Source organism: Actinoplanes sp. NPDC019969 (assembly GCF_055562375.1).
On sequence record NZ_JBVHFK010000004.1, the window covers coordinates 93,171 to 120,126 of the forward strand.

At 72.6% G+C, this 26,956-nt stretch carries 24 protein-coding genes; 10 read left to right on the forward strand and 14 right to left on the reverse strand.

Annotated features, from left to right (window positions below; genetic code table 11):
- Nucleotides 1-34: 34 nt before the first annotated feature.
- A complete protein-coding gene (locus tag ACZ3II_RS13930; RefSeq protein WP_465518004.1) occupies nt 35-847 on the reverse strand; it encodes a hypothetical protein in 813 nt (270 codons plus the stop codon).
- Between the two features lie 50 nt (nt 848-897).
- On the opposite strand from ACZ3II_RS13930, the gene ACZ3II_RS13935 reads away from it, so the two are divergent.
- A complete protein-coding gene (locus tag ACZ3II_RS13935; protein ID WP_465518005.1) occupies nt 898-1,188 on the forward strand; it encodes a DUF1707 SHOCT-like domain-containing protein in 291 nt (96 codons plus the stop codon).
- Here the strand turns inward: ACZ3II_RS13935 and ACZ3II_RS13940 are convergent.
- From ACZ3II_RS13940 to ACZ3II_RS13950, 3 genes are read right to left on the reverse strand one after another with little or no spacing between them, the layout of a single operon-like run.
- Nucleotides 1,160-1,723 carry a hypothetical protein gene (locus ACZ3II_RS13940; protein WP_465518006.1) on the reverse strand — a complete coding sequence of 188 codons (564 nt, stop codon included), beginning with the start codon at nt 1,721-1,723 and terminating at the stop codon, nt 1,160-1,162. The two genes, ACZ3II_RS13935 and ACZ3II_RS13940, sit on opposite strands and share 29 nt — an antisense overlap.
- A 4-nt stretch (nt 1,724-1,727) precedes the next feature.
- Complete coding sequence (locus ACZ3II_RS13945; RefSeq protein WP_465518007.1) at nt 1,728-4,592, reverse strand: AfsR/SARP family transcriptional regulator; 2,865 nt, start codon at nt 4,590-4,592, stop codon at nt 1,728-1,730.
- Between the two features lie 60 nt (nt 4,593-4,652).
- Nucleotides 4,653-5,696, reverse strand: coding sequence for a class I SAM-dependent methyltransferase (locus ACZ3II_RS13950; protein WP_465518008.1), 1,044 nt, complete (start codon nt 5,694-5,696; stop codon nt 4,653-4,655).
- A gap of 71 nt (nt 5,697-5,767) precedes the next feature.
- Here ACZ3II_RS13950 and ACZ3II_RS13955 point away from each other — a divergent pair, with 71 nt between their 5' ends.
- Nucleotides 5,768-6,673, forward strand: coding sequence for an NADP-dependent oxidoreductase (locus ACZ3II_RS13955; RefSeq protein WP_465518009.1), 906 nt, complete (start codon nt 5,768-5,770; stop codon nt 6,671-6,673).
- On the opposite strand, the gene ACZ3II_RS13960 is transcribed toward ACZ3II_RS13955, so the two are convergent.
- Entirely contained in the window at nt 6,657-7,538 is an 882-nt protein-coding gene (locus ACZ3II_RS13960) for a TetR/AcrR family transcriptional regulator C-terminal domain-containing protein (protein WP_465518010.1), read from the reverse strand. The genes ACZ3II_RS13955 and ACZ3II_RS13960 overlap by 17 nt on opposite strands.
- Before the next feature lie 102 nt (nt 7,539-7,640).
- Here ACZ3II_RS13960 and ACZ3II_RS13965 point away from each other — a divergent pair, with 102 nt between their 5' ends.
- Nucleotides 7,641-8,825, forward strand: coding sequence for an FAD-dependent monooxygenase (locus ACZ3II_RS13965; protein WP_465518011.1), 1,185 nt, complete (start codon nt 7,641-7,643; stop codon nt 8,823-8,825).
- Here ACZ3II_RS13965 and ACZ3II_RS13970 read toward each other — a convergent pair.
- Both ACZ3II_RS13970 and ACZ3II_RS13975 read right to left on the reverse strand, forming a co-directional pair.
- Complete coding sequence (locus ACZ3II_RS13970; protein ID WP_465518012.1) at nt 8,813-10,924, reverse strand: peptidoglycan recognition protein family protein; 2,112 nt, start codon at nt 10,922-10,924, stop codon at nt 8,813-8,815. The genes ACZ3II_RS13965 and ACZ3II_RS13970 overlap by 13 nt on opposite strands.
- Nucleotides 10,925-11,038: 114 nt before the next feature.
- A complete protein-coding gene (locus ACZ3II_RS13975; RefSeq protein ID WP_465518013.1) occupies nt 11,039-11,527 on the reverse strand; it encodes a TspO/MBR family protein in 489 nt (162 codons plus the stop codon).
- A 364-nt stretch (nt 11,528-11,891) separates the two neighbouring features.
- On the opposite strand from ACZ3II_RS13975, the gene ACZ3II_RS13980 reads away from it, so the two are divergent.
- Nucleotides 11,892-12,038, forward strand: a complete 147-nt coding sequence (locus tag ACZ3II_RS13980; protein WP_465518014.1) for a helix-turn-helix domain-containing protein — start codon at nt 11,892-11,894, stop codon at nt 12,036-12,038.
- 4 nt (nt 12,039-12,042) lie between these two features.
- Here ACZ3II_RS13980 and ACZ3II_RS13985 read toward each other — a convergent pair whose 3' ends face one another.
- Nucleotides 12,043-12,624 (reverse strand): TetR family transcriptional regulator, encoded by a 582-nt coding sequence (locus tag ACZ3II_RS13985; protein ID WP_465518015.1) that lies wholly within the window; start codon nt 12,622-12,624, stop codon nt 12,043-12,045.
- Between the two features lie 64 nt (nt 12,625-12,688).
- On the opposite strand from ACZ3II_RS13985, the gene ACZ3II_RS13990 reads away from it, so the two are divergent.
- Nucleotides 12,689-13,489: an SDR family NAD(P)-dependent oxidoreductase gene (locus ACZ3II_RS13990; RefSeq protein ID WP_465518016.1), complete on the forward strand. Its 801-nt coding sequence runs from the start codon at nt 12,689-12,691 to the stop codon at nt 13,487-13,489.
- On the opposite strand, the gene ACZ3II_RS13995 is transcribed toward ACZ3II_RS13990, so the two are convergent.
- Together ACZ3II_RS13995 and ACZ3II_RS14000 are read right to left on the reverse strand one after the other, a co-directional pair.
- Nucleotides 13,471-15,174, reverse strand: a complete 1,704-nt coding sequence (locus ACZ3II_RS13995; protein WP_465518017.1) for an alpha-glucosidase — start codon at nt 15,172-15,174, stop codon at nt 13,471-13,473. The genes ACZ3II_RS13990 and ACZ3II_RS13995 overlap by 19 nt on opposite strands.
- Nucleotides 15,175-15,250: 76 nt before the next feature.
- Nucleotides 15,251-16,528, reverse strand: a complete 1,278-nt coding sequence (locus tag ACZ3II_RS14000; RefSeq protein WP_465518018.1) for a hypothetical protein — start codon at nt 16,526-16,528, stop codon at nt 15,251-15,253.
- 105 nt (nt 16,529-16,633) lie between these two features.
- Between ACZ3II_RS14000 and ACZ3II_RS14005 the strand changes: the two genes are divergently transcribed.
- The 4 genes from ACZ3II_RS14005 to ACZ3II_RS14020 all read left to right on the forward strand — a co-directional run bounded on the left by ACZ3II_RS14005 (nt 16,634) and on the right by ACZ3II_RS14020 (nt 21,516).
- Entirely contained in the window at nt 16,634-17,635 is a 1,002-nt protein-coding gene (locus ACZ3II_RS14005) for a glycosyltransferase family 4 protein (protein ID WP_465518019.1), read from the forward strand.
- A gap of 160 nt (nt 17,636-17,795) precedes the next feature.
- Entirely contained in the window at nt 17,796-18,950 is a 1,155-nt protein-coding gene (locus ACZ3II_RS14010; RefSeq protein ID WP_465518020.1) for a glycosyltransferase, read from the forward strand.
- Between the two features lie 2 nt (nt 18,951-18,952).
- Entirely contained in the window at nt 18,953-20,035 is a 1,083-nt protein-coding gene (locus ACZ3II_RS14015) for a glycosyltransferase (protein ID WP_465518021.1), read from the forward strand.
- Nucleotides 20,032-21,516 (forward strand): glycoside hydrolase family 130 protein, encoded by a 1,485-nt coding sequence (locus ACZ3II_RS14020; protein WP_465518022.1) that lies wholly within the window; start codon nt 20,032-20,034, stop codon nt 21,514-21,516. Before ACZ3II_RS14015 ends, ACZ3II_RS14020 begins: the two co-directional genes overlap by 4 nt.
- A gap of 52 nt (nt 21,517-21,568) precedes the next feature.
- On the opposite strand, the gene ACZ3II_RS14025 is transcribed toward ACZ3II_RS14020, so the two are convergent.
- Nucleotides 21,569-22,396, reverse strand: a complete 828-nt coding sequence (locus ACZ3II_RS14025; RefSeq protein WP_465518023.1) for a methyltransferase domain-containing protein — start codon at nt 22,394-22,396, stop codon at nt 21,569-21,571.
- A gap of 221 nt (nt 22,397-22,617) precedes the next feature.
- Here ACZ3II_RS14025 and ACZ3II_RS14030 point away from each other — a divergent pair, with 221 nt between their 5' ends.
- Nucleotides 22,618-23,643, forward strand: coding sequence for a Gfo/Idh/MocA family protein (locus ACZ3II_RS14030; protein WP_465518024.1), 1,026 nt, complete (start codon nt 22,618-22,620; stop codon nt 23,641-23,643).
- A 34-nt stretch (nt 23,644-23,677) separates the two neighbouring features.
- Here ACZ3II_RS14030 and ACZ3II_RS14035 read toward each other — a convergent pair whose 3' ends face one another.
- The 3 genes from ACZ3II_RS14035 to kynA form a co-directional block, all read right to left on the reverse strand.
- The gene (locus ACZ3II_RS14035) at nt 23,678-24,733 is read right to left on the reverse strand and encodes an amidohydrolase family protein (RefSeq protein WP_465518025.1); all 1,056 of its coding nucleotides are present in this window, start codon (nt 24,731-24,733) and stop codon (nt 23,678-23,680) included.
- 125 nt (nt 24,734-24,858) lie between these two features.
- Entirely contained in the window at nt 24,859-26,091 is a 1,233-nt protein-coding gene (gene kynU / locus ACZ3II_RS14040) for a kynureninase (RefSeq protein WP_465518026.1), read from the reverse strand.
- Nucleotides 26,088-26,939 carry a tryptophan 2,3-dioxygenase gene (gene kynA / locus ACZ3II_RS14045; RefSeq protein WP_465518027.1) on the reverse strand — a complete coding sequence of 284 codons (852 nt, stop codon included), beginning with the start codon at nt 26,937-26,939 and terminating at the stop codon, nt 26,088-26,090. The genes kynU and kynA overlap by 4 nt, the downstream gene beginning before the upstream one ends.
- Between the last annotated feature and the right edge of the window lie 17 nt (nt 26,940-26,956).

The window sequence follows — 26,956 nt, forward strand, 5'->3', positions numbered from 1 at the left end:
GATCCTGCCCGATGCAAACGTTTGCAGACAGTTGTCAGCCGACCAGGCGGCCGATGGTCTCCAGGACGTCCGCGTAGAACGTGCCGCCAATGCTGCGGAACAGCTCGAAGTCCCGGCCCGGGCTGCCGAAGAAGGGCCGCAGCGTCCAGGCGAGCTGGGTGCCGACGAACCCGAACAGCAGGATCCAGATGTAGAGCAGCGTCATGCTGGCCGAGCCCTCGGGCCGGGTGGCGGGAACCGAGCGCACCTGAACCGGCGGCCGGGCCGTCAGCAGCGTGCCGTCAGCCGCCGGGACGGCAGCGGGCGGCGGCGCCAAGGCGGCCGGGGTGGCCGGAACCGCCACGGACTCCTGGTGCTCGTTGAGCGCCCGCATGCCGGCGGTCAGGAACCGCAGGCCGACCATCGCGGTCAGGATCAGGATCGCCACGTTGAGCAGTTTGAAGAACGAGTAGCTCTGCGCGGTGATCAGGAAGAACAGGCTGATCGGAGCGAACGCCAGGGTCAGCACGGCGGTCACGGTGATCGTCACCATGATCAGGGTGAGGGCCTGGAGAACCGACAGTTTCGCCCCGAAGACCAGGTTGAACAGGTACAGCGTGGGGAGGCAGATGGCCAGCGTGGCCAGGAACAGCAGCGGCAGCTTCACGAAGGACGCCGCGGCCTGCAGAGCGCTGTTGGAGAAGCCCAGGACCGCGCCGTACAGCGCCAGGCTCAGCGCCGAGCTGACCAGCATCTGACCGGTGAGCTGCTTGAGGTCACGCTCTTCGATGATCTGCCGCCAGATGCCGTCGCGATCGCGCAGCAGGCGCTCGATCACGAGGAGGCTGGACCCGGAAGGGGTTGCCATGTCGACTCCTTGAGGTGGGGGAACGGGCCGCGGAGGCTTACCCTGGCGCCGTGAATGAACCGACCACCCGGGCCTCCGATGCAGAACGGTACCGTGTCGTCGCAATGCTGGAAACGCATGCGGCCGCGGGACGTCTCACCCTCGACGAATACGCGGAACGGGTCGACCGTGTCCTGGCCTGCCGCACGCACGGCGACCTGGCCGAGGCCACCGCCGACCTGCCGCCGCTGGAGGACGACGAAGAACCGCCGCGGGAGGAGAGCCGGCACCTGCTGTGGGCTTTCCTCGCCGCGGCGGTCGTGTTGCTGTTGTTCAGCGTCGTTCTGGGTCTGGCCCGCTGAACTCGGCGGCCCGGCGCGGCAGCTTGGCGCGCCCGTTCAGGGAAGGCTTCGGCGGGGTGTCCACGATGCCCAGCTCGTCGCGGATCGCCGCCTCGAACTGCTGCATCACCAGCGGCACCTGGGCGAGCAGCTCACGGAAGTGGGTCTGCGGCTGCACCCCGACCACCCCGGCCGGATTCATCTCCCCGTGCAGGCGTTCCAACTGCAGGTGTACGGCCAGGGCGGCGCTGCGGACCGGCCCGGACGCGAGCAGCCGCACCGGCATCAGCACCGGCCCGATCTGATCGCCGTAGTTGAGGGCCGACGGCGGCTTCTCCCCCGCCTCGAACGTCACCCGCAGCCGGTGGGTGGCGTGCTCGAAAGCGGCCAGCAGCCGGCAGTAGGCGTCCTTGCGTTCGTCGTACCACTGCCGGTCCCGGCGGGTCCGGTCGAGAAGGTCGTTGTTACGCGCGGCGACGAGGTGCGCCACCGCGGCGCCGGCGAGTGCGAACACGACCGCCACCAGGGGCAGTCCCCACCACGGGATCTGAGACACCCGCTTACCGTAGCGAGCTTGCGGCGGGCGGGCTGTCAACCGCTCCCCGCGGCCGCGTCGACCGGGCCGGCGGTTTCCGGGCCAGGGCCGCGTCGATCGCCGTCGCTGCCGCGGTGGTGGCCGCGGCCGTGCCGAGCAGCTCGCCGTGGCGGCGCAGCACGGCCGCCCGGCCGGCGCCGAGTCGTTCCGCGGCGGCGGCCCGGGCCCGTTCCAGCCGGGCGTGTTCGGCGGGATAGACGGCGGCCGGTGGCAGCGCACCGTCGAGCCGTACCGCTGCCTCGTCCTCACCGACCCGGACCAGCAGCACGACGAGGTTGCGCAGAGCGGCCGCGTGCAGGGTGTCGTTGCCGGCCCGCCGCCACAGCCGCAGCACGTCCCGGAACTCGGCGAGCGCCGCCGCCGGATCACCATGACGGCTGCGGACGGCGACCGCGGCACTGCCGGCAGCCGCCCGGAAGAGCCGGTCGTCCACCGTGGACGCCAGCGCCGACGCCTCGGCGAACAGCTCCAGCGCCCGCTCCGGGTCACTGTCGCCGAGGGCCTCGCCGAGACCGTACCGCGCCTCCGCCCGGGCGCCCGGGTTGCCGGTCGCGTCGGCCAGCGCGACCGCGTCGGCGGCCACGGCGATCGCCTCGTCCACCCGGCCGGACCAGGCCAGCACCAGAACCTCGCCGACCAGCCCGGAGACCCGGTGGACCGGCTCGCCATCCATCGCCCGGTAGTGCGCCGCCGCCGTCTCCGCGTCACAGGCGACCAGTGCCACGTCACCGAGCACCTCGTGAGCGGGCGCGCCCGGCGGGTCGGCCCGTCCGGCCAGGGCCCGCGCCTCGTCCAGGTCGCCACGCCCCCAGGCGTGGGTGGCCGCGGCGGCCAGCGCGTCCGGATGAGCCGGGCCGTCGAGTGCGGCGCGGCCCCAGGCCAGCACCTCGTACTGCTGGCAGCGGTAGCCGTAGCGATACATCGCGGCGGCCAGCCGGACCCGCACCTCGGCCGGCCCTCGCGCGAACGCCAGGCGCAGGTCGGGCAACAGGGCGTCGATCCCGCGAACCGCCGCTGCCTGATCCGGGCCCCGCATCCGCCGGTCGAGCTCCTCCGCCGCATCGGCCATCGCCGCCGCGTGCCGGGCCTCGGTCACCGCCCGGTCCGTGACGTCACCGGCGGCCTGCTCGGCCGCATAGGCCCGAACGGTCTCCAGAAGCCGGAACCGTCCCGGCCCGTGCCGCACCACCAGCGACCGATCCACCAGCCCGGCCAGCACCGCGGCCACCCGCCCCCGGGCCGGCCCGGACCCGGCGACTGCCTCGGCGGCGGTGACGGTGAACGAACCGGCGAAGACGGACAGGCGCCGCAGCAGCACGGCCGACGGCTCATCGAGCAGCCCGAACGACCACTCCACCACCGCCCGTAACGTCCGGTGCCGGGTGTCTCCGGTGCGCCTGCCGCGGCTCAGCAGGTCGAGCCGGTCGTCGAGGCGGGCGTGCAGCTCCTCGACCCCGAGCGCGGCCGCCTGGGTCGCCGCCAGCTCGATCGCGAGGGGCAGCAGGTCCAGACGCTCCACGATCTCCGCCGCCAGGCCGGACTCCGGGACCCGGGCGCGCTCGCAGAACAGCCGCCGCGCCGCCGCCGGTTCGAGCGGGCCGAGCCGCAGGATCCGCTCGCCGTCCACCCGGAGGCTCTCCTGGCTGGTCACCACCACCCGCAGCCCGCGCAGCGCCTCCACCAGCGCGGCCGCGACGCCGAGCACGTGCTCGCAGTTGTCGAGCACCAGCACCCGGTGCCGGCCGGCCGCCGCGGCGATCACCGCGAGCGGATCGTCGTGCGGCGTCACCCGGGCGCCGACCGCGACCGCGACGGCGGCCACGAAATCGTCCGCGCGCACATCCGCCGCGTCCACCCAGGCGACCCCGGTGGCGGTCCGCACGGTCTCCGTGACCAGCCGGGTCTTCCCCACTCCGCCGGGCCCGATCACGCAGACCGGGCCCGGCTCGGCGAGAAGCGCGGCGAGAAGCCGCTGCTCCCGCTCACGGCCGAGGAAAGAGGAGAACCGGAGGGGCACGCCCCGGACAGGGTCCCGTCCACTGTCCGGGGCGGCCGCGGACCAGCCGGGCAGCGGCCGGCCGGCTCTCATGGCTGTGTCGATGCCGGCCCCGAGTGACGGCCGAACCTCCGCCGCGGGCGCGTGACCGGAACCGGGCAGCGGGTCACCGCGGAGGATGGCGAGTTGCAGGTCGCGAACCCGAGGGGAGGGGTCCAGGCCCAACCCGTCGACGACCGCGTCGGCATGGCGGCGCAGCACCTCCAGGGCCTCGCCCCGGCGTCCGGCCGCCGTCAGCACGCCGGCGAGCGCGACCGCCCCCTCCTCCCAGCCGAGATCCGCGTCCACCACCTGCCGCAACGCGTCGGCGGCGTCGGCCGGCGGCAGCGAAGCCGCATGCCGCGCCAGCACCCCCCGGTGCAGGCCGCAGAGCCGGGCCGCGGCGCCCCGGAACGGCTCGTCCGGGAACTCCGGCAGCGGCGGCCCCCGCCACAACGCCATCGCCTCGCCCGGCCGGGACCGGGCCAGGTCCTCGAAGAGGAGGGCGTCGACCCGGTCCCGGGGCAGGTTGAGCCGATAGCCCGCCGGCTCCAGGCTGATCAGGCCGGGCACGCCGAGCCGGGCCCGCAGCCGCGTCACGTGCGACTGCAGGCTGTTGCGCGCCGACGGCGGCGGATCGTCGGGCCAGAGCGCGTCGACCAGCTCGGCGACCGGGACCGGCCGGCCGGCGCGCAGCGCGAGCGCGGCCAGGACGATGCGCTGGGCGGCGCCGGCCGGGACGACCGGCCCGTCGTCACCGTCCACTTCGAGTGGTCCCAGCACCCGCACCAACATGTTCATGACGGTAGGCCCGTCCCTCGGGGCCGGTGCAACCCCGAATCGACAACCGGACAATCAGCGCAGGCGGTAGAAGCGCCAGAAGTCGTTCTCCACGTCCAGCACCTCCGGCGCGGTGAAGCCCGCCGCCCGCGCCCACTCCAGCAGCGTCGGCGCCCGCAGGATCGTCCCGTTGGCCACGACCGGATCCTCGGCGCGGGTCGCGGGCAGGCAGTGCAGGACGCTGAACGCGTACTGGAGCCGCTCCACCTCCCCCGCCGGCGCGGTGAACTCGTCGGCCACCCGTTCGTCGGCGATCAGGACGCTGCCACCCGGCGCGAGCAGCCCTCGCGCGTTGCGCAGCACCCCGGCCGGGTCGCCCATGTCGTGCAGGGCCTCGAAGATCGTGACGAGGTCGTACGTGCCGGCGGCCGTGGCCGCGTCCCCGCAGACGAACGAGACCCGGTCGGCGACCCCGGCGTCGGCCGCCACCTTGCGGGCCTCGGCGATCGAGTGTTCGTCGAGGTCGACGCCGCGCACGGTGATCGACGGGTAGGCGCGGGCCAGCGCCACCGACGAGTGCCCCATGCCGCAGCCGAGGTCGAGTACCCGGGCGCCGGGCTGGGCGGCGCGCAGCCGCTGTTCGATCTCCGGGACGGCCGGCAGCCAGGTGCCGGTGAGCAGGTGGGTGAACATGGGCCGGTTGAATCCGGCGATGCCGTGGCGGATGTGGCCGTATGCGGCGTACGGCACGCCCGCCCCGGTCCGGAACACGTCGATGACGCGCGGGGTGAGCAGGGCCGCGCCGAGGGCGAATTCGGCCGCCGCGCCCGCGTACGCCGGCCCGTCGAGGTCGAGCAGCACCTCGGCGGCGCCCGGGGCCAGCGCGAACGTGGCGGAGGTGACGGTCAGGAACCCGGCGGCGGCCTGCTGTTCGAGCCATTCGCGGGCGTACCGTTCGTCGATGCCGGCGGCTGCGGCGAGCCCGGCCGGGGTCTGCGGGCCGTCCCGCAGCACGGTGTAGAGGCCGAGCTCGCGACCGAGTTCGACGGTGCAGAGTTCGAGGGCGCCGAGGAGGGCGCCGAACAGGCGTTCGCCCAGGATGTCAGCGGGTGTCGTCATGGCTCGACGGTCGCAGCGGCCGCGTGCGGAACGCTTGACCTCAACGTGGATTCAACTTGCAGACTGCGCGCATGAGAGCTGCCGTGTTCGAGAGTTACGGTCCGCCCGAGGTTCTCCACATCGCCGAGCTGCCCGATCCGGTCCCCGGTCCGGGCGAGGTGCTGGTCCGGGTCCGGGCGGCCGGTGTCCAGCCGTTCGACGTGGCCGTCCGGCGCGGCCGGATGCCGTGGGTGAGGGCCGTGTTCCCGCAGCAGATCGGCCAGGAGTACGCCGGTGTGGTGGCGAGCGTCGGCGAGGGCGTCATGACGCTCCGGCCGGGCGACGCCGTGCTCGGTTCCACCATGCTGAACGGTGTCGCCGAGTTGCTGACCGTCCCCGCCGGGAACGTGGTCGTCAAGCCGGACAGCCTGGACTTCCCGGCCGCGGCCGGGCTGGTCGCGGCCGCCCAGACCGCGGCCGGCGCCCTGCGGGAGCTGGGTGTGACGGCGGGTGACGTGCTGCTGGTGCACGCGGGCGCCGGCAGTGTCGGCACGGTCGCCACCCAGCTCGCGGTGCTGGCCGGCGCGACGGTGATCGGGACGGCGAGCCCGGGCAACCACGACTATCTGCGGGAGCTCGGGGCGACTCCGGTCGCGTACGGCGCGGATCTGGTCGAAGCCGTCCGCGCCACCGGCCGGAAGCCGACCGTCGCCCTCGACGCCGCCGGTGGCGAGGCGATCGCGCAATCGATCGCGCTCGGCGTCGCGCCGCAGCGGGTCGGCACGATCGTCGACGACAAGGCGGCCGCCGAGCACGGCGCGGCGGTGGTCCGGGCAGGCCGTTCCCCGGCGCTGCTCGCCGAGGTGATCGCCCTGGCCGCCGCCGGGAAGGTCCGGATGCCGGTGCGCCCGTTCCGGTTCGAGCAGGTCGCCGAGGCGCACGCGGTGGTCGAGTCCCGGCACGGCCGCGGCAAGGTGGTGCTCACGATCGGCGGTTGATCCACACGTCGAGCCCGTCGAGGAACCGGGCGAGGCCGAACTCGAAGAGCACGTTCAGGTCGAACTCGAAGTCCAGGTCGGGTTTGACCAGCTCCTGAAAGTGCGGCGCGGGATGCTGAGCGGCGAACCGCGCGAAGGCACCGCCCTGCCGTTCCATCCATTCGTCGTCGCTCAGCCCGGTGTCCCGGACCGCTTGCGCCTCCGGTTCCAGGCCGCTCGCCACCCCGCGCACGAAGCTGAACAGCGTCACCTGAACCAGGAGCCGGTCGGTGAGCGGCGTCCTCAGCGGGTTCAGCGCGCCCATGATCCACTCGCCGAGGCGCAGCGCGTTGGGCGCCGGCTGGGGACGGGTCATCGACATCGACGGGCCGAGCCACGGGTGCCGCTGGAAGATCTCCCACAGCGCGCGGGCGCACCGGTCCAGGTCGGTGCGCCAGTCGCCGCTGTACCGCGGTGGCACCCGGAGTTCGCCCAGCCCCGCGTCGATCATGGCGAGGACCAGATCGTCGCGGCTGGGCACATGGCGGTAGAGGGACATGGTCGCCACGTTCAGGTCGGTGGCGATGCGGCGCATGGAGAGCTCGGCCATGCCGTCGCGGTCGGCGAGGGCGATCGCGGACGCGACGATCCGGCCCAGGCTCAGATCACGATCCTTCGGGGGTACGGGCCCGGCCACCACCGTGCCCACCCCGGGCCGCGCCACCGTCAGCCCTTCGTCGCGCAGTGCCGCGTGCGCCCGGGTGGCCGTGGCGATGGCGACGCCCCATTCGCGGGTGATCGCCCGGGCCGACGGGATCCGGTCGCCGGGCCGGAGGGTGCCGTCCTCGATGCGGCGCCGGATGTCCGCGGCGATCTCCTGGTACACGGTAGTACACCTGCCTCCCTGTACTAGTGCGGCTCGCCTTCCCCACACCAGTCACTTAGCGTCTAGTACATCGATGTACACAGTACGCAGGAGGCGGGGACAATGCGTGTTCTGATTTCCGGGGCCGGGATCGCCGGGCCGGCGCTGGCGTTCTGGCTGCACCGGGCCGGCGCCGACGTGACAGTGGTGGAACGGACCGCCGAGCCGCGGCCGGGCGGACACGCGGTGGACGTGCGCGGCGCCGCCCGGCAGGTCGTCGAGTGGATGGGCCTGCGCGAGCGGATCCGCGCGAAGCAGGTCGACGAGCGCGGCTTCGCCCTGGTGGACACGAAGGGCCGGCGGCTCGCGGAGGTCCCGGCGGACGCGTTCGGCGGCGAGGGCATCGTCGCCGAGATCGAGATCGCCCGCGGTGACCTGGCCCGGATCCTGCTGGACGCGACCGGTGGCGTCGACTACCGGTTCGGCGACCGGATCACCGCGATCGACGGCGGCCGGGTGACGTTCGCGAGCGGCGCGACCGGGGATTTCGACGTGATCGCGGGCGCGGACGGCGTGCACTCCAGCACCCGGCGGCTGGCGTTCGGGCCGGACCGGGAGTTCGTGCGCTACCTGGGCGGCTACACCTCGTATTTCACCGTCCCCGACCCGGGCGACCTCGACCACTGGCTGGAGATGTACTCCGCGCCCGGTGGCCGGGGCGCCTACCTGCGGCCGGAGACCGGCGGCACCGCCAAGGCCTCGCTGTCGTTCCTGAATCCGGCAGCCGCGTTCGACCGGGTGTCCCGCGCCGAGGCCGAACGGCTGCTCACCGAGCGGCTGTCCGGCGCGGGCTGGCGGGTCGAGTCGCTGCTGGCCGCGATGCCCGGCGCACCGGACTTCTACTTCGACTCGCTGAACCGGGTGACGGTGGACCGCTGGTGGCGCGGCCGGGTGGTGCTGCTCGGCGACGCCGGTTACTGCGGGTCACCACTGGCGGGCAAGGGCACCAGCCTGAGCCTGGTCGGCGCGTACGTGCTGGCCGGCGAGCTGACCGCCGCGACCGACCCGGAGCAGGCGTTCGCGGCGTACCAGCGGGAGATGGCCGGCTACGTGGCCGACGCCATCGCGCTGCCGCCGGGCGGGATGCGGATGGCCGCGCCCCGGTCCCGGGCGATGATCGCGGTCCGCGCCCTCAGCACCCGGATGATGACCCGGTGGCCGTCCCGGCGGATCGTCGCGAAGGAGTTCGCCAAGGCCGATGCGATCACCCTGAGTGACTATCCGGCTCTCACCGCTCAGCGCAGGTAGACCAGGCCGTCCAGCGCCACCGACGGCCGGCCCGCGGTGCCCTCCGGCTGCACCGTGACGGTGTGCCTGCCGGTCGCCGGCCACGTCCGCGTCCACACCGCCTGCCGGTACTTCGCCGCCGGCGATCGCAGGTCGACGACGCCCTGGAAGTCGCCGTCGACAGAGACCCGGACCCGGCCGGAGGTCATCGTCCGGCCGGCTACCAGCGCCGCCGAGCTGCCGGTGAAGGTCCAGCTCATCGCCGCGGCGGGAACCGATCCGGCGACGGCTGCGCCGCCGAGATGGCCGGGGTCGTCGAGGTGCCGCCAGGTTCCGGTCCGCGTCGCTTGCGCTTCGTTCAGGACCGCGGGCGTACGGGTCACCGACGCGTTCCCGCTGTTCCCCACCCGGTCGGTCGCGCTGACCGTCCACGTCGCCGCGTCCCCGATCCGGGCCGCCGCGTCGAGTGCCCGGGACGCCCCGGACAGGCTCGCCGTGTCGGCGCCGCTGACGCGTACCGTGCTGACCCCGGAGGCGGAGTCGGTGACCGCCCAGCCGACCCGTACCGGCACCGCCGCGCCGACCGTCCCGGCGAGCAGCGACACCCGCGGCGCGGCGCCGAACACCGGCGGCACCGGGTCGGCGACCACCCGCGCGGCGATGGTCGTGTGCCGGCCGGACAGGTGCACGGCCCGGACCGACACGGTGTGCTCGCCCGGCTCCAGCTTCACCCAGGACAGCCGGCTCGTGGCGACGGCGCCGACGGTCAGGCGCCCGTCGATGTACACCTCGAAGCGGTCCAGCATCCGGCCCGGGGTGCCCAGCGACCACGTGGTGCCCGCCCACGCCTTGGTGAAGTGCCTGCCGCCGGCCGTGACCGCGCCCCGGATCCCGGTGACCCTCAGACCGGACGGGGCCGCGCCGGCCACCCAGCGGATCCAGCCGAGCTGGCCGTAGAGCGAGGTCCCCGGGCATTCGGTGCGGCCGGTGTCGCGGTGCGCGGAGATCCGGTGCAGCATCGCCGCGCTACCCCTGGCGAACCGGTCACTGCCCCCGGAGACCATCCGCGCCCGGCCGAGCGGCGCGTTCCCCCAGGCCCCCAGCTTGTACGCGGCCAGCTGCGCCACCGACGCCTTCGCCGCCACCGGAACCGGCGCGGACCGGTAGTCGCCGATCACCGCGATCGCGCTGGCGTTCTCGTTGAAGCCCAGCGTGTGCGCCCCGAGCACGGACCGCTGCACGCCGCCGGCCCGCCCCTCGAAGATCCGCCCGCACTTGTCGACCAGGAAGTTGTAGCCGATGTCGTTCCACTTCTTGCTCCTGATGTGGAAGCTCTCGATGCCCCGGACGATGCTCGCCGACTGCGCGCAGTCGTAGTCGTTCCCGCTGGCGGTGTGGTGCACGAACACCACCTGGACCGGCCCGGTGTACTCCGGCGGTTTCCGCAGCGTCTCGCTCGCCCGCCACCCGGCCCGGGTGACGAGCGGCGGCACCGGCCGGGCGGGCAGCGCCGGCCCTCTGCTCGCGGCCGGCCCGGCGTCGCGGTGGGCCGCCACCAGCCGCACCCCCGGCTCCGGGGGCGCGTCCGGATTGATCAGATCGACCCGCAGGCCGTCCGGGAGGGGGCCGCTGCCCGCGGTGGTGATCACGCGGGCCGCGATGCCGTCCGAGGGCCCGACCCAGAGCGGGTCGCTCGCACCGCGCGTCCCGGGGCCGCCGGCGCCGGCCGACGCGTCCGGGTTGTCGGTCTCCAGCGGCTGCCACGGCGTCCACGTCGTGGTGCCGGCCTTGCGGGCCCGGATCTCGAGGATGCCGGACGGCCGCACCCGCGGGTCCGACCAGGTGACCCCGACCAGGCTGAACGGCGCGGTGGACCGCTGCGGCACCTGGACGGTCCGGGGCCGCTCCGCCGCCCGCCCGGCGACGAGGAGCACCGGCACGGCGCCGGGCGTGCCGTCGGTCAGCGCGACGGTCTGCAGCACGGGCGCCGGCCGGGCGGCGTCCGGCGCGGGGCCGGCGTGCCGGACGGCGACGGCGCCCCCGGTGACGGCGACGGCGATCGCCGGTGTGGCGGCGACGAGAGCGGCGACGAGACGTGCGGTCAGCCGGTTGCGGCGCATGTGAACTCCCCCGGCCACCGGCAGAAGGGTTCGGATGAGGTCACCGGTGACCTCAGCCACCTTGCCGGTAACTACCGGGACAGATGGGGAGTTCTGCGAAAAAAGCTCAGATTTTTAGTTGCTGAGCCAGATGGCGGCGTTGAGGGCGGTGGCGAACGTGACCCAGGCCCAGTACGGCAGCAGCAGCCCGGCCGCGACCTTCGACACCGGCCGGAACTTCCACACCGTGACACCGATCAGCACCCAGAGAACCACGATGTCCAGCAGCGCGAGGCCGTATTGGCCGAAGCCGAAGAAGATCGGCGTCCAGAGCGCGTTCAGGACGAGCTGGGCCGCGTACCAGTTGAGCGCCGCCGACCAGCCGGTCCGCCGCCACACCAGCCAGCCGCTGACCGCGATCATCGCGTAGAGGACCGTCCAGACCGGCCCGAACACCGACGACGGCGGCGCCCACGACGGCTGGTTCAGGGTGCGGTACTCGTCGGCGGTCCCGGCCACCCCGAGCCCGCCGAGCAGCGCCGCCACGGCGACCGCCGCCCCGAACCCGGCCAGCGCCAACCACGGCGAAACCCGCCCCTGCCTCCGCACCACATGACTGGTCATACACGCCGAATACCCGAATCACCACCGCCTATCCCCGATCGGGTCCACAGCGGCGCGGCGCAGGCCAGGCCCAGCGCGAACTCGACGGCCGCGGCGACCAGGAGATCCTCGCCGGGGTCGCCGTCGAGAGCCAGGCCGAGCAGCCGGACAGCGCGGTGATCAGGTATCCCCCCGCTCCGGCGGCAGCGGCCGATCGGGTGAGCCGGCCCCCGTCAGCAGGATCCGGGCGGTCACCAGGACCACACGCCGGTCGGGCGGCGGCGCGGCAGAAGGCGGCGAAGTCGCGCGGGTCCCGGCCGCCATCTCGGCGAAGGTCAGCAGCGCTGGTCAGCGAGCCCGCGATGCGGTACCTGGCGGAGTGGCGGTGCGGTCCGCCCGGACCCACCTGCGGTCGACCGGCGAACCGCTCTCCGCCGTCGCGCACCGTTTCGGCTATCAGTCGGAGGCGGCCTTCGGCCGTGCTTTCCAACGCGCCTTCGGCGTCTCCCCCGGCAGCGTACGGGTGGGCTGAGCGCTCAGACGCCCCGCACGGCGGCCGCCGCCGCGTCGAACAGGTCCTCCAGCGGCACGTCGCCGTCGCGTCGCGCCCACGCCTCGCCGGCCACGTCCAGACAGGTCAGCACGCAGGCGACGAGCGCCTCCGCCCGTACGTCCGAGGTCTTCTCGGGGTCGGCGCCCAGCCGCCGCCGCACCTCGGGGGTGAGCAGCGCCTGCCATTGCAGATGTTTCTCGATGCTGCGGGCGCGCAGCGAGGCGGTCTGGTGGACCATCCGGAAGACCTTGAGCATCTCCTCCTCGGTCTCGTAGGCGGCGTCCTTGACGCTGTGCAGCGCCGCGCACAGGGCCGTCCACGGCTCCTCGTCGTCGGGGCGCGCCTCGAAGGCCTGCTTGATCAGCTCGCCGCGGGCCGCGAGGTCGCCGAGGACGACGTCCTCCTTGGTGCCGAAGTAGCGGAAGAACGAGCGCCGGGAGATGCCGGCGGCGGCCGCGATGTCGTCGATCGTGGTGGCGTCGAAACCACGGGTGAGGAAGAGATCCATCGCGGTCCGGGTGATCTCGCCGTGAACGGCGGTGCGGGTCCGGGACCAGAGCGACATGCCCGCACCCTAACACGCCATGCCTGATTGACACTCGGTGCCAGACAGGCATAGCGTGACGCCCATGGCCGTCGATTATCGGAACCAGACCACCCTGATCACCGGCGCGAGTTCCGGGCTGGGCGCGTTGTTCGCCCGCCGCCTGGCCGCCCGCGGTTCCCACCTCGTCCTCGTCGCCCGCCGCGCCGACCGCCTGGAGGCCCTGGCCGCCGACCTGACCGGACAGCACGGCGTCACCGTCACCCCGATCACGATGGACCTGGCACAGCCGGGCGCCGGCACGAAGCTCGCCGCCGCCGTCGCCGAGCGCGGGCTCGACGTCACCAGCCTGATCAACAACGCCGGGTTCGGCACCCACACGCTGTTCCACGAGGCCGAACCGCAGCGGATCACCGACGAGATCACCCTCAACGTGACCAGCCTGACCGAGATCAGCCGGGCGTTCATCGAGCGGCTGCGCGCGCACGGCGGCGGCGTCCTGGTCAACGTGGCGAGCATCGCGGGCTACCAGCCGAGCCCGACCCTGGCGGTCTACGCGGCCACCAAGGCGTACGTGCTCAGCTTCACCGAGGCGCTGTGGTCGGAGTCGCGGGGCACCGGGCTGCGCGTGATGGCGCTGTCGCCCGGCGCCACCGCCACCGAGTTCTTCGACGTGGCCGGTCAGGGCGCCGACGGCGGGACCAGCCGGATGTCCGCGGACACCGTGGTCGACCTGGCGATCAAGGCCCTGGACCGGCGCAACCCGCCGCCCAGCCTGATCACCGGCGCCCGCAACCGGATCATGATGGGCGCCAGCCGGCTGGCCGGGCGGCGGATCACGCTCGCCGCGCTCGGCGCGATGATGCGTCAGACCGAGCGGCGATAGACGACCGCCTGCCAGGGGGCCAGGTTCAGGCCCTCCGGCGGGTAGACCAGGTTGTCGAGCAGCAGCTCCGCGCCGTCCCACCCGTCGATGTCGGCGCGGGCGGACTCGCCGGAGAAGTTGCCGATCACCAGCAGCTCGGTGTTCCGGTGGCGGCGGGTGAAGGCGTACAGGCGCTCGTCGTGCGGCAGCAGCATGGTGAAGTCGCCGTGGGCCACCGCGGGTTCGGTCTTGCGCAGCTCGATCAGCCGGCGGTACCAGTGGAACACCGAGTCCGGGTCGCTGCGCTGCTCCTCGGCGTTGATCAGCGTGTGGTTCGGGTTGACCGGCAGCCACGGCGTGCCGGTGGTGAAGCCGCCGTGCGGCGAGGCGTCCCACTGCATCGGCGTGCGCGCGTTGTCCCGGCCCCGCGCCCGCAGGACGGTCAGGACCTCCTCGGGGGTACGGCCCTCCAGCTCGACGGCCTGACGGTACTGCCCCCGCGCCTCGATGTCGCGGAACTCGTCGATGCCGCCGAACGGGTAGTTCGTCATGCCGAGTTCCTCGCCCTGATAGACGTAGGGCGTGCCACGGTGCAGGTGCAGGACCGTACCCAGCATCTTCGCCGACGCGGCCCGGTGCGCGGGGCTGTCGTCGCCGTACCGGGAGACCACCCGCGGCTGGTCGTGGTTGTTCCAGTACAGGCTGTTCCAGCCCACGTCGGCGAGTCCGGCCTGCCACCGGCCGAGGATCGCCTTCAGCGCGGTGAGCTGCAGCGGGACCACCAGCCACGGGTCCGGCCCGCGGTCCACCCACACGTGGTCGAACTGGAAGACCATGTCGACCTCGTGCTGCTCCGGGTCGGTGTGCAGCCGGGCCTCGTCGACCGTGACGCCGGGCATCTCGCCGACGGTCAGCAGCCCGTCGCGGCCGGCGAAGACCTCCCGGTGCATCTCCTGGAGGAACTCGTGCAGGCGGGGGCCGCCGATGAACGCGGCGGAGCCGTCGGCGTACGCGGACCCGACCGACAGCCTGCCGTCGGGCAGCGACCCGTCCGCGCCGACCGCCTTGGAGATCATGTTGATGACGTCCATCCGGAAGCCGTCCACGCCCCGGTCCAGCCACCAGCGCATCATCGCGTACACGGCCTGCCGGACCTCGGGGTTCTCCCAGTTGAGATCGGGCTGCTTCCGCGAGAACAGGTGCAGGTAGTACTCGCCGGTCTTCTCGTCGTACTCCCACGACGAGCCGCCGAACACCGACCCCCAGTTGGTCGGCTCGGCGCCGGGCGTGCCGGGTTCCATGCCGGGCCGGGCCGGCCGCCACCAGTACCAGTCCCGCTTCGGGTTGTCCTTGGACGACCGGCTCTCCAGGAACCACTGGTGCTCGTCGGAGCTGTGGTTCACCACCAGGTCCATGACGATCTTCATGTTCCGCTGATGCGCGCCGGCCAGCAGCTCGTCGAAGGTCGCCAGGTCACCGAAGAGCGGCTCGATGTTCTGATAGTCGCTGATGTCGTAGCCGTTGTCGTCCTGCGGCGACGGATAGACCGGCGACAGCCAGAGCACGTCCACGCCGAGCTCGGCCAGATGATCGAGATGCTCGATGACGCCGCGCAGGTCGCCCATCCCGTCACCGTTGGAGTCCGCGAAGCTCCGCGGGTAGATCTGGTACACGACGGCTGTCTTCCACCACGCCTCAGAGCCCATTTTCGTAACTTAACGCAGAAGTCCGGACCGGGCCGGGCGACCGGGATACGCGGTCACCCGGCCCGGCTCGCGACGTCTAGGCGGGCACCTTGATGGAGAAGACGACCCGCTTGCCCACGCTGGTGTTGATCCGCTCGTTGAGGCCCCAGAGCCGGCCGGACAGCGGCGCGTACGACAGGTTCTGCAGCAGCGGCGGGGCCGGCGTGAGCACGCTCGGCGCCGAGCCGATCCTCGCCCGGTGGATGCACGACCAGGCGTCCGCGCTGGTCGGGTTGTCCGGGTTGACCCAGGTCGGGCACCTGCCGCTGATGTACAGGTGGTTCGCGTCGGCCGCCGCGCCCTGCATGTCCCAGATCGGCGAGCTGTACGCCGCGGCGGCGGTCGTGGTGCCGTACGTGCTGCCGTCGTCGGCGCGGGGCAGCGCGGTCGTGGCGTTCAGCGGCCAGCGGATGATCCGGCCACCCGCCCTGCCGGCCAGGAACTCCACCGAGATCAGCGCGTCCGCGCCGGTCCGGTCCAGGCTGAGCGAGCTGAGGCAGGGCTGCGCGCCGGTCACCGTCGAGCAGCCGTACACGCCGGTCGTGCCGGTCCAGTACTTGCCGATCATCGGCAGCGCCCACTGGTGCCAGCGCGCCGAGGAGGTGGCGCCGGTCCGGCCGACCGTCTCGGTGAGGCTGTTCATCCGCCAGATGTGCCGGAGGTCGTACACCTCCAGCCAGCCGCTGTCGGCGACGAACAGCTTGTTGCCGTACCAGGAGATGCCGTCGGCGTGGTTGCCCTTGACGGCCCGGAAACCGCCGCCGGCGGTGGGCTCGACGAGCAGGACGTGACCGTACGAGGTGCTGCTCCCGGTGTTGGCGACCAGCGAGATCCGGGTGAACTCGTCCTTGCTCTGGTTGATGCCGTAGTACCACGACGCGGCGTAGATGTGGTGGCCGTCGATGGTGCCGGTGGTGTTGTCGCCGTCGTGGCTGGCGGTCAGCCCCTGCGGCACCCAGCCGCCGGTCGTGGTGTTGTAGTTGCTGCTCTTGTCGTCGGTGGCGTCCCAGCAGAACCCGTCCGGGCCGTACGTGGAGTAGAGCCCGGTGTCGTGGCAGAGCCTCGGCACCCCCACGTGCTGCTTCGACGTCGCGACCTGCACCGTCGTGTTCAGTGTCACCGCACCGCTGGCCTCCACCGCCGCGATGTTCGTGGCGTGGTCGCGCCACAGGGCGGGGTCGGTCTTGAGCGTGAAGGTGCTGGCGTCGATCACCGACACCGGCGTCGCGGCGGCGGCCGGGGAACCCCCGATGGCCACCGTCGTCACGCCGAGCAGGATCGCGAGGACGCCCCGTCCCAGATGCCTCGGTCTCATGACTTCCTTCCAGATCGGATATCGATCGAAGTTGAAGTTCTAACAGGCGGGCGGTGGCGACGGGCATACTGGGCGGGTGCTTACGTCCGACTTTTCGTATTTGTCATGAAGATCGCACTGCTGGGCCCGATCGCCTGGCGTACCCCGCCGGTGCACTACGGCCCGTGGGAGCTGATCACCAGCCTCCTCGCCGAGGGACTCGCCGCCCGCGGCGTGGACGTCACGCTGTTCGCGACCCTGGACTCGGTCACGAAGGCCACCCTGGACGGCGTCGTGCGGGCCGGGTACGAGGAGGACCCCGGGATCGACGGCCGGGTGTGGGAGGCGATCCACGTCAGCCACGCGCTCGCCCGGTCCGGTGAGTTCGACCTCATCCACAATCACCTGGACTGGCTGCCACTGGCGTTCTCGGCGCACTGCCGGGCGCCGATGCTCACCACCGTGCACGGGTTCTCCGGGGCGAACATCCTGCCGGCGTACCGGCGGGCCCGGTCGCACTTCGTCTCCATCTCGGACAGCGACCGTTCGCCCGGCCTGGAGTACCTGGCCACCGTGTATCACGGCGTCGACCTGGACGGGCTGCCGTTCCACGCCGACGGCGGCGACGACCTGATCCTGTTCGGCCGGATCCACCCGGACAAGGGCACCGACATCGCGATCGAGATCGCGCGGCGGGCCGGCCGGCGCCTGGTGATGTGCGGAATCGTGCAGGACAGCGACTATTTCGCCGAACGCGTGGAACCCCTGATCGACGGCGAGCGCGTGGTCTATCTCGGGTCGGTCGGGCCGGGCGAACGCGGAACGATCCTCGGTTCGGGAGCGGCCCTGTTGCATCCGATCCGGTTCGCCGAGCCGTTCGGGCTTTCCGTGGTGGAGGCGATGGCCTGCGGCACGCCGGTGATCGCGTACCGGAAAGGCTCCATGCCGGAGGTCGTGGACGAGGGGGTGACCGGGCGGCTGGTGGATTCGGTGGACGAGGCGGTGGCCGCGGTGGAACGGATCGCCGGCCTCGACCGGGCCGCCTGTTCGGCGCGTGCGCGGGAGCGGTTCTCGGCGGATCGGATGGTCGAGGAGTATCTGACGATTTACCGAAAAATCATCAGTTGATTAGCTGGATCTTGTTAACGTCGCAATGTGAATTTCGCGTTAAACGGCCCTATTCCCTGGCTCCCGTTTGCGCCGTTCACCCGCGGTGTACGGCACCGTGCCCGCGCGCGCTGAGTCCGTGCTGCGGGTATGCAGCCCGGCCGAGGAGAAAGGCCCAGTCATGCCCGCGACATACGGGTTTTTGAGCACTTATCCCCCCACTCAATGCGGTTTGGCGACATTCAATGCGGCACTCGCCACGCATCTCACCGGCGGCGCCGGCGGATCGGGAGTGGTACGCCTGGTCGCCGGCGACGACACCAGTGGAGGGATCGCGCTCGACCGGGCCGCGCCGCGGGTCGTGCACACCTGGAACACCGACCGGCCCGGCGGATGGGTGGCCGCCGCCACCGCGCTGAACCGTTTCGACACCGCGATCCTCCAGCACGAGTACGGCATCTACCCCGGGGACGCGGGCGCCGAGGTGCTGCCGGTGCTGCGGGCCCTGCGGATCCCCTCGATCGTGGTCCTGCACACCGTGCTGACCAGCCCCGACCCCCTGCAGCGGGACGTGCTGGAACAGATCGGCGCGACCGCCGACGCGGTGGTGACCATGACCGACACCGCCCGGCAGCGGCTCACCACCCATTACGACGTGGACCCGCGGAAGATCTCGGTGATCCCGCACGGGGCGGGCAGCCACAGCGGCACGCCCCGGGAGGACCACGACCGGCCGCATCTGCTGACCTGGGGGCTGCTCGGGCCGGGCAAGGGCATCGAGTGGGCGCTGCGGGCCCTGGCGTTCCTCGGTGACGTACGGCCGAGGCCGATGTACACGGTCGCCGGGCGTACCCATCCGAAGGTCCTGGAACAGCAGGGCGACGTCTACCGGGACTCGCTCAGGGAGCTGGCCGCCGAACTCGGGGTGGACGACTGCGTGCGCTGGTCCGATGTGTACCTGTCCCCGGCGGACCTGTCCCGGCTGATCCGTTCGGCCGACGCGGTGGTGCTGCCGTACGACTCCACCGAGCAGGTCACCTCCGGGGTGCTGATCGAGGCGGTCGGGGCCGGGGTGCCGGTGGTCGCGACCGAGTTCCCGCACGCGGTGGAGCTGCTGGCGGACGGGCCGGGCCTGCTCGTGCCCCACCAGGACCCGGAGGCGATGGCGATGGCGATCCGGCACGTGATCGCCGAACCCGGCATGCCCGGCCGGCTCACCGGCCTGGCCGGCGGGCCGACGCTGCGCTGGCCCGCGGTGGCCGCGCGCTACCAGTCCCTGGCCGCCCGCCTGATCGCCGACCGCCGGCCGCTCGCGGCCGCGACGATCCCCGCCTAGGCATGGCGCAGACGCTGCGGCTGCTCCCGCCGCCCATCCGGCTGTCCGGCGTGCCCGGGCCCCGCTTCGACCACGTCCTGCGCCTCTCCGACGACACCGGCCTGCTGGAGCACGCCCGGGACGGGATCGTCCGGCGCGAGCACGGCTACTGCGTCGACGACGTGTCCCGCGGCCTGCTGGTCGCCGTCCGCGAGCCGCACCCCGGCCCGGAGCTGGTCCGGCTGTCCGAGCGCTACCTGGCGTTCCTCACCCACGCGCAGGGCGCCGACGGCGCGTTCCGCAACCGGATGAGCTACGAGCGCCGCTGGACCGACGAGCCGTCGACCGGCGACTGGTGGGGCCGGGCCATGTGGGGGCTCGGCGCCGCCGCCGCCCGCGGCCCGTCGTCCTGGATCCGCCGGGACGCGATGACCGCGTTCCGGCAGGGCCTGCGGTGCCGGTCGAGCTGGCCGCGGGCGATGGCGTTCGCCGGGCTGGGCGCCGCCGAGGTGCTGCGCGCCGGGCCGCACGATCCGGCGGTGGCCGAGCTGCTCGCCGACGCGGCAACGGTGATCGGCGTACCCGGCTCCGACCCGGCCTGGGTGTGGCCGGAACCGGAGCTCACCTACGCCAACCCGGCGCTGGCGGAGGTGCTGATCGACGCCGGTGACCTGCTCGGCGACGAAGGCCTGCTGGTGGACGGGCTGCGGATGCTCACCTGGCTGTGCGGGATGCAGCAGCACGAGGGCCACCTGTCCACGGTCCCGGTCGGCGGGTGGCGGCCCGGCGCGCCCCGGCATCGGTTCGACCAGCAGCCGATCGAGGCGGCGGCGGTGGCGGACGCCTGCGCCACCGCCGCGGCGGTCACCGGCGACGAGTACTGGGACGCCCCGCTCTTCCAGTCCATCGCGTGGTTTCTGGGGGACAACGACACCGGGACGAAGATGTACGACGCTGAGACTGGCGGATGTTATGACGGATTGACGGCAGATGGTCCTAATCTGAACCAAGGAGCCGAATCCACCCTCGCGCTCGTCGCCACGCTGCAGCATGCCCGCACGCTGGCGAACCGGAGCGCGACCCGACCATCAGGCGGCCTAGCGTGACAGCAACGGTGAACACCACCGACATCACCCGTCACAACATCACCATGGCGCCGGACGCCCGGCGCGTCGTGATCAAACTGTTCGTCCCCGGCGAGGACGGCAACCTCGTCTACAACCGGACGTCCAGCCTGATCGAGCGGATCCTGCAGCTCGACGAGAGCGACATCAACGCGCTGCTCGACGACGTGCTGAACCGCTTCTCCGGGCGGCACCACGACATCCTCGGCGTCTTCCAGCACCACTACGAGGTGGTCCAGCACCGGGTGCCGAACGAGATCGAGCTGTCCCCGGCGGCCCGGACACTGATCGGCGCGTACGTCAGCCACGAGTTCTCCGTCGAGGCCGCCGCCCTCTGCAACCCGTCGATGGTGCCGCACCCGGACCAGAGCGAGCTGCTGGCCGGGGAGCTGCGGGTGGCGATCAGCCTGCGGCAGATCGGCGAGGGGCACATCTCGTCGATCGGGTTCTGCAGCGCCATCCTCGGGCCGGGCGCCGCGATCCGCCTGGAGGACCGGGACGGGCCGCTGATCATCGGTCAGCGGGTCGGCGCCAAGCACATGCGGCACCAGCTGTGCGCGGCGCTGGCCGAGGAGGAGATCGACAACGAGGCTTCGGCGTACGTGCTCTCCGCCCTGCCGGAACGCTACGACGACCACGAGTTCGAGGAGATCCTCGGGCACCTGCCGCCGGAGCTGCTGTCCCGGCCCACCACCCCGACGGCCCTGGAGGCGATCCGGCGGATCGTCGGCGCCGACTACGCGGTCAGTTTCAACGTGACCACCCCGCTGCACCAGCGGGTGCTCTGGCCGTCCACGCCGACCGAGAGCAAGGGCATGGAGGACGCCCGGTTCGTGCAGGTGCTCGACCCGGACGGGCGTACGGCGTACCAGGCGACGTACACCGCCTACGACGGCTTCAACATCGCCGGCCGGGTGATCTTCACGCGCGACCTGCGGCACTTCGAGGTCACCACGCTGCACGGGCCGGCCGCGCGCAACAAGGGCATGGCGATGTTCCCGCGCTACATCAACGGGAAGAAGTACGCGCTCTGCCGCTCCGACGGCGAGACCCTCGGGCTGTGCGTCCGCGACGAGCAGCACCGGTACCAGCACGTGGCGCCGCTCCTGGTCCCGCACCGCGGCTGGGACCTGATCCAGGTCGGCAACTGCGGCTCGCCGATCGAGACCGAGGCCGGCTGGCTGGTGCTGACCCACGGCGTCGGGCCGATGCGCCGGTACGCCATCGGCGCCATGCTCCTCGACCTGGCGGACCCGTCCCGGGTGATCGCCGACCTGCCGCAGGGCCTGATCGACCCGGACGAGATCGAACGCGAGGGGTACGTGCCGAACGTGCTCTACTCCTGCGGCGGTCTCGTCCACGACGGGCGGTTCTGGCTGCCGTACGCCTCCAGCGACGTGCGGATCAGTTTCGCCAGCATGCCGCTGGACCGCCTGCTCCACCGCATGCAGCCCGTCGGCTGAAAGCCGGCGTGTTGATTTCGGCCGTCCCTGGCGCCCGAAATCGACACGCCGGTCAGCCGGGGACCGTGCCGGCCACCACCCAGATGGTCAGCACGGCCAGGAAGGTGCCGCTCGCCCCGGCCGCGTCGACACTGGCCAGCCACTCGTCGCGCAGGCCGGGCGGGGTGGCCCAGCTCTCCGCCGGCACCCGCGGGTTCACCATCGGCAGCACCACCGCGGCCGAGGCCGGGGTGGTGAACAGACAGGTGACGGGGGTCGCGGCCACCCGGCTCAGGCCGGCCGCGACCAGCCGTCGCCGCAGCGTGCGCCCCATGTCCTGCTGCCGCGGGATGAAGTGGCTGCGCACGTGCGCGAGCACCGCCTCGCCGAGCCCGGCCGGCATGCCGTCGAACCCGAGCGAGTCCCAGTCGGTGTCGACCAGGCAGATCCGGCCGCCCGGCCGGGTCACCCGGATCATCTCGGCGATCGCCTGGTCGGCGCCCTCGACGTGCTGCAGCACCCGCTCGCACCAGACGCCGTCGACGTGGTTGTCGGGCAGGTCGAGGGCGCGGACGTCACCGAGCGTGTACCGCACGTTGCTGCCGTCGTGCCGGGTGAGCGCGGCGGCGGTCAGCGACGTCGAGTGATCGACGGCGACCACCTCGCCGGGCGCGCCGACCCGGGCGGCCAGCAGCCGGGCCACCTCACCGGTGCCGGACCCGGCGTCGAGCAGCCGCTGGCCGGTGGCCGGGCGCAGCGAGTCGAAGGCGACCCGGCGAACCCGCTGGATCTCCGGATGCCGGCCCATCGCGACGATCGCGTCGAGCACGATTTCGGACATCTGCGCGGAGAGGGCGTCGATGTCGGAAAAGGGCGTCCGGTCCTTCTGCGCGGGTTCCATCCCGCAATTGTTCATCCGGTACACCCCGGAAGACCGGTTCAGGTCATCCATCCGACAGGGGCGGCACCTGCTCTTTCGCTAGATCAAGCGACGAGTGTGCGCGATCCGCACACGGATCGGCCAGATCATCAAGCCGTACGCACAGTGATGTTCCGTGTATCACACGTAACCGGCGGAATCACAGGTAACAGGCCGGCAACTGATGTGCAAAACTTCCGGACATGATCGAACGGGTTAGGTTCGGGCTGGTCGGCTACGGCACCGGCGGCCGAGTTTTCCACGCGCCGCTGATCGCGTCGGCTGAGAACATCGAATTCGTCGGCGTGGTCACCACCTCCCCCGAGCGCCGGGCTCAGGTCACCGCGCAGCTCCCCGGCGTGGAGGCGTACGACTCGATCGCCGCGCTCGCCGCCGACGGGGTCCAGGCGGTGGCGATCTCCACGCCCGCCGCCACCCATGCCACCCTCGCGCTGGAGGCGATCGAGGCCGGGCTCGCGGTGGTCGTCGACAAGCCGTTCGCGCTGGACGCCGAGACCGCCCGCAAGCTGGTCACCACCGCCGAGCAGGCCGGGGTCCCGCTCACCGTCTACCAGAACCGGCGGTGGGACTCGGACTTCCTGACCGTCCGCAAGCTGGCGGAGAAGGGGTCGCTCGGCGACATCCGGCGCATCGAGTCCCGGGTGGAGCGCTGGGCGCCGGACCGCCTGCCCGGCGCGGCCGGCGGCGGCACCCTGCTCGACTTCGGCTCCCACCTGGTCGACCAGGCGCTCCAGCTGAACGGCCCGGCCGAGCGGGTGCACGCGGAGGTCCACGGCCCCGACGGCGGCCTCGACGACGACTTCTTCATCGCCCTGCATCACACCGGCGGCGCCGAGTCGCACCTGTGGGGCTCGTGGCGCCAGGCCGGCCCCGGCCCGCGTTTCCGGGTCACCGGCACCGCCGGCACGTACATCTCCCCCGAGCTCGACTACCAGGAGACCCTGCTCAAGGCGGGCAAGACGCCGAAGCTGATGGGCGACCGCTGGGGCGTCGAGCCGGAGCACCGCTGGGGCCACCTGTTCCGCGGCTCGACCGGCGCGCCGGTGGAGAGCTGCCGGGGCCGCTGGGACACGTTCTACCCGGCGGTGGCCGCCGCGGTCCAGGGCACCGGCACGCTCCCGGTGGACCCGTGGGACTCGGTCCGCGCCATGGAGGTCCTGGACGCGGCCCGCCGCAGCGCCACCACCGGCACCACCGTCACTCTCTGACCGAAAACGCCCGCCTCCGTCCCCGCGGCATCGCTCACCGGGGACGGGGGCGGACGGTCGCGTCCACCACGCGGGCGGTGGCCAGCACGTCGGCGAACCGGTCCGGGGCCAGGTCGAGGCCGCCGGCCACCCACGAGACCGTCGTGCTCACGCTCTCCGTCATCGCGGTGAGGACGGCGTGCGGGCTCAGGCCGGCCGCCTGCAGCAGGCGGATCTCCCGCACGTTGACACCCGCCGGGAGCGGCCCGTTGCCGAGGTCGGTCCCGTAACGGACGGTGCCGCCGGCCTCCACGAACCGCCGCAGGTTGTCGACGGCGACCTCCCGGTCCGGGTCGCCGGGTTCGCCCCAGCCGTGGATGTCCAGGGTGCTGAGCCAGGTCATCCGCTCCGCGCAGGCCCGCAGCAGGGTGTCGTCGATCCGCTCGGTCCAGGGCGTGTGCGCCAGGATGTCGACCCCGGCGGCGTAGGCGGCAGCGACCGCCCCGGGCCCCTCCGCATGCGCCACCACCGGCAGTTCCACCGCGTGCGCCGCCGTGACGACAGCTTCCAGTGCCTGCGGGCTGAGCTGCGGCCCCCCGGCGTGCGCGGTCACCTTGATCAGCGTGGCTCCCGCCGCCGACGCCTCGGCGACCGCCGGCCCCGCGTCGGCCGCGGTCCGGATCTCCCGCCAGCTCCCGGCCGGCGCCCAGGACCGATCGCTCGGATAGCCGCCCGGGGCGATCAGGAACGGTCCCGCGTACCGCACCCGTGGCAGCCCCGCCAACGGCAGGGCGGCCCGCTGGGCGAGGGCCGCGACCGCCGCCGGGTTCCCGCCGAGGTCCCAGACCTCCGCGATGCCCCCGGCCCGTAGCGTCCCGAGATCGGCCAGCGCCGAGTGCACGTGCGTGTCGACGAGCCCGGGCAGCAGGGTTCCGGGCAGCCGCCGGGTGTTCTCCCCGCCGGGCGCCATCTCGGCCGGCACCGGCCGGGCCACGCCGTCCGGCGCGACCCGCAGCGCGACCCCGTTCCGCAGCCGACCGCCCCACCAGACCGACTCCGCGACCAGCCACTCGACCTGTCCGGGGGCCGGCGTCTCCTCCGCGACCGTCACCGTCGGCCGTGGTCCGGAGCCGCGCCGCAGCGCCGCCAGCCCGCATCCCGTCCCGGATGCGCCACAACAGCCGGCCGCCGAACGGGCCTCAGGTTCACAGGCGGCATCTTGTCCAGGGGGTTGCGTCACCGGGGAGCCTTCTCCAGCAGGTCGCGGAGGACCGTGAGGCCCTGGCACACCTCGGTGAAGCTGGTGCTCAGCGGCGCCGGCCCGATCCGCAGCCCGTCCGGCCGGCGGTAGTCCGGGATGACCCCGCTGTCCCACAACGGCTGCAGGAACTCCTTGAACCCGTCCCGCCGCAGCGTCACGTGGCCGCCCCGCCGGGACGCCTCGCGGGGACCGGCGACTTCCACCCCGTACCCCGCAAGCCATTGCTCGGCGATCTCCAGCACCAGGTCGGTGAGCTGCAGCGACTTGGCACGGACCGCCTCGATCCCGGCGTCGGCCAGCATGTCCAGGTTGGCGTGCAGCGGCACCATGGCGAGGATCGGCGGGGTGCCGCTGAGCAGCGCCCGGATCCCCGTCGCCGGCTCGTACCCCGGGCCCATCTCGAACGCCGCCCGGTGCCCCATCCAGCCCTGGATCGGCTGCCGCAACTCCCCCTGCAGCTCGTGCCGCAGGTACGCGAAGGCGGGCGCGCCCGGGCCGCCGTTGAGGTACTTGTAGGTGCAGCCGACGGCAAGGTCGACACCCCACTCGTCGAGGGCGATCGGCACCGAACCGGCCGAGTGGCACAGGTCCCACAGGGTCAGCGCCCCGGCCTCGTGCGCGACCCGGTTGATCGCGGCGACGTCGGCCAGCCAGCCGGAGCGGTACGCCACATGGCTGAACAGCACCAGCGCGGTGTCGTCACCGACCACCGCGGCGACCTGCTCGGCCGTGATGCCGGCGGCCGGGTCGGTCTCGATCCACTCCAGGCGCAGGCCGCGTTCGGCGGCGATGCCCTCGAGGACGTACCGGTCGGTGGGGAAGTTGTCGGTGTCCAGCACCACGGTGCGGCGGCCGGGACGGGCGTCGACGGCGGCCCGCGCCAGCTTGTACAGCAGGACCGTGGTCGAGTCGCCGATCACGGTCTGCCCGGCGGCCGCGCCGAGCGCCACCGCGCCCAGCCGGTCACCGAGGGTGAGCGGCCACTCCAGCCAGCTCTCGTCCCAGCCGCGGATCAGCCGGCCGCCCCACTGCTTCCGGATGAACTCGTCCACCAGCTCGGCCGTCGCCTCGAGCGGGCGGCCCAGCGAGTTGCCGTCGAGGTAGGAGAGCAGCTCGGCGGCGGGCGGGGTGATGAACCGCGACCGGTGCCCGGCCAGTGGATCGGCCGCGTCCAGAGCGGCGGCGCGGGCGAGCAGGCCGGCGGTCAACGGGGCACTCCGATCTCGGTGCGTACGGCGTACAGCTCGGGGAAGAATGTCAGATCGAGCGCGGCCTTCAGGAAGCCGACCCCGCTGGATCCGCCGGTGCCCCGTTTGAAGCCGATCGTCCGTTCCACCGTCTTGAGGTGCCGGAACCGCCACAGCTGGAAGTTCTCCTCCAGGTCGACGAGTTCCTCGCACGCCTCGTACACGTCCCAGTTCTGTTCGGCGTTCTCGTAGATGTGCTGGAACACCGGCACCAGCTCGGCCCGGTACTCGTAGGCCTCGGTGACGTCGCGCCGCAGGATCCCGACCGGCACCTCGTGCCCGCGCCGGGCCAGGAAGTGCAGGAACTCGTCGTAGACGCTCGGCGCGGCCAGCGCCTCGGCCAGCATCTCGCGGGCCTCCGGCTGGTCGTCGAAGATCTTCAGCATCTCCCGGTGCTTGTTGCCGAGCAGGAACTCGATCGTCCGGTACTGGTACGACTGGAACCCCGACGACGTGCCCAGGAACGACCGGAACTCCGCGTACTCCGACGGGGTCAGCGTCGCCAGCACCGACCACTGCTCGGTCAGGGTGCGCTGGATGTGCTTGACCCGGGCCAGCCCCTTGAGCGCGGGCCGCAACTCGTCCTTGGCCAGATGCTGCTGCACCGCGCGCAACTCGTGCACGATCAGTTTCAGCCACAGCTCGGACGTCTGGTGCTGCACGATGAACAACAGCTCGTCGTGGTGCTCCGGCACGCTGACCGGTTGCTGGGCTCCCAGGATCTCGTCCAGGCGCAGATACTCACCGTACGAGAGATTGACCTTGAAGTCCCTGACGATGCCGTCCTCGAGCGGCCGCTGTGCCGACATGACGATCCACCTCCTGC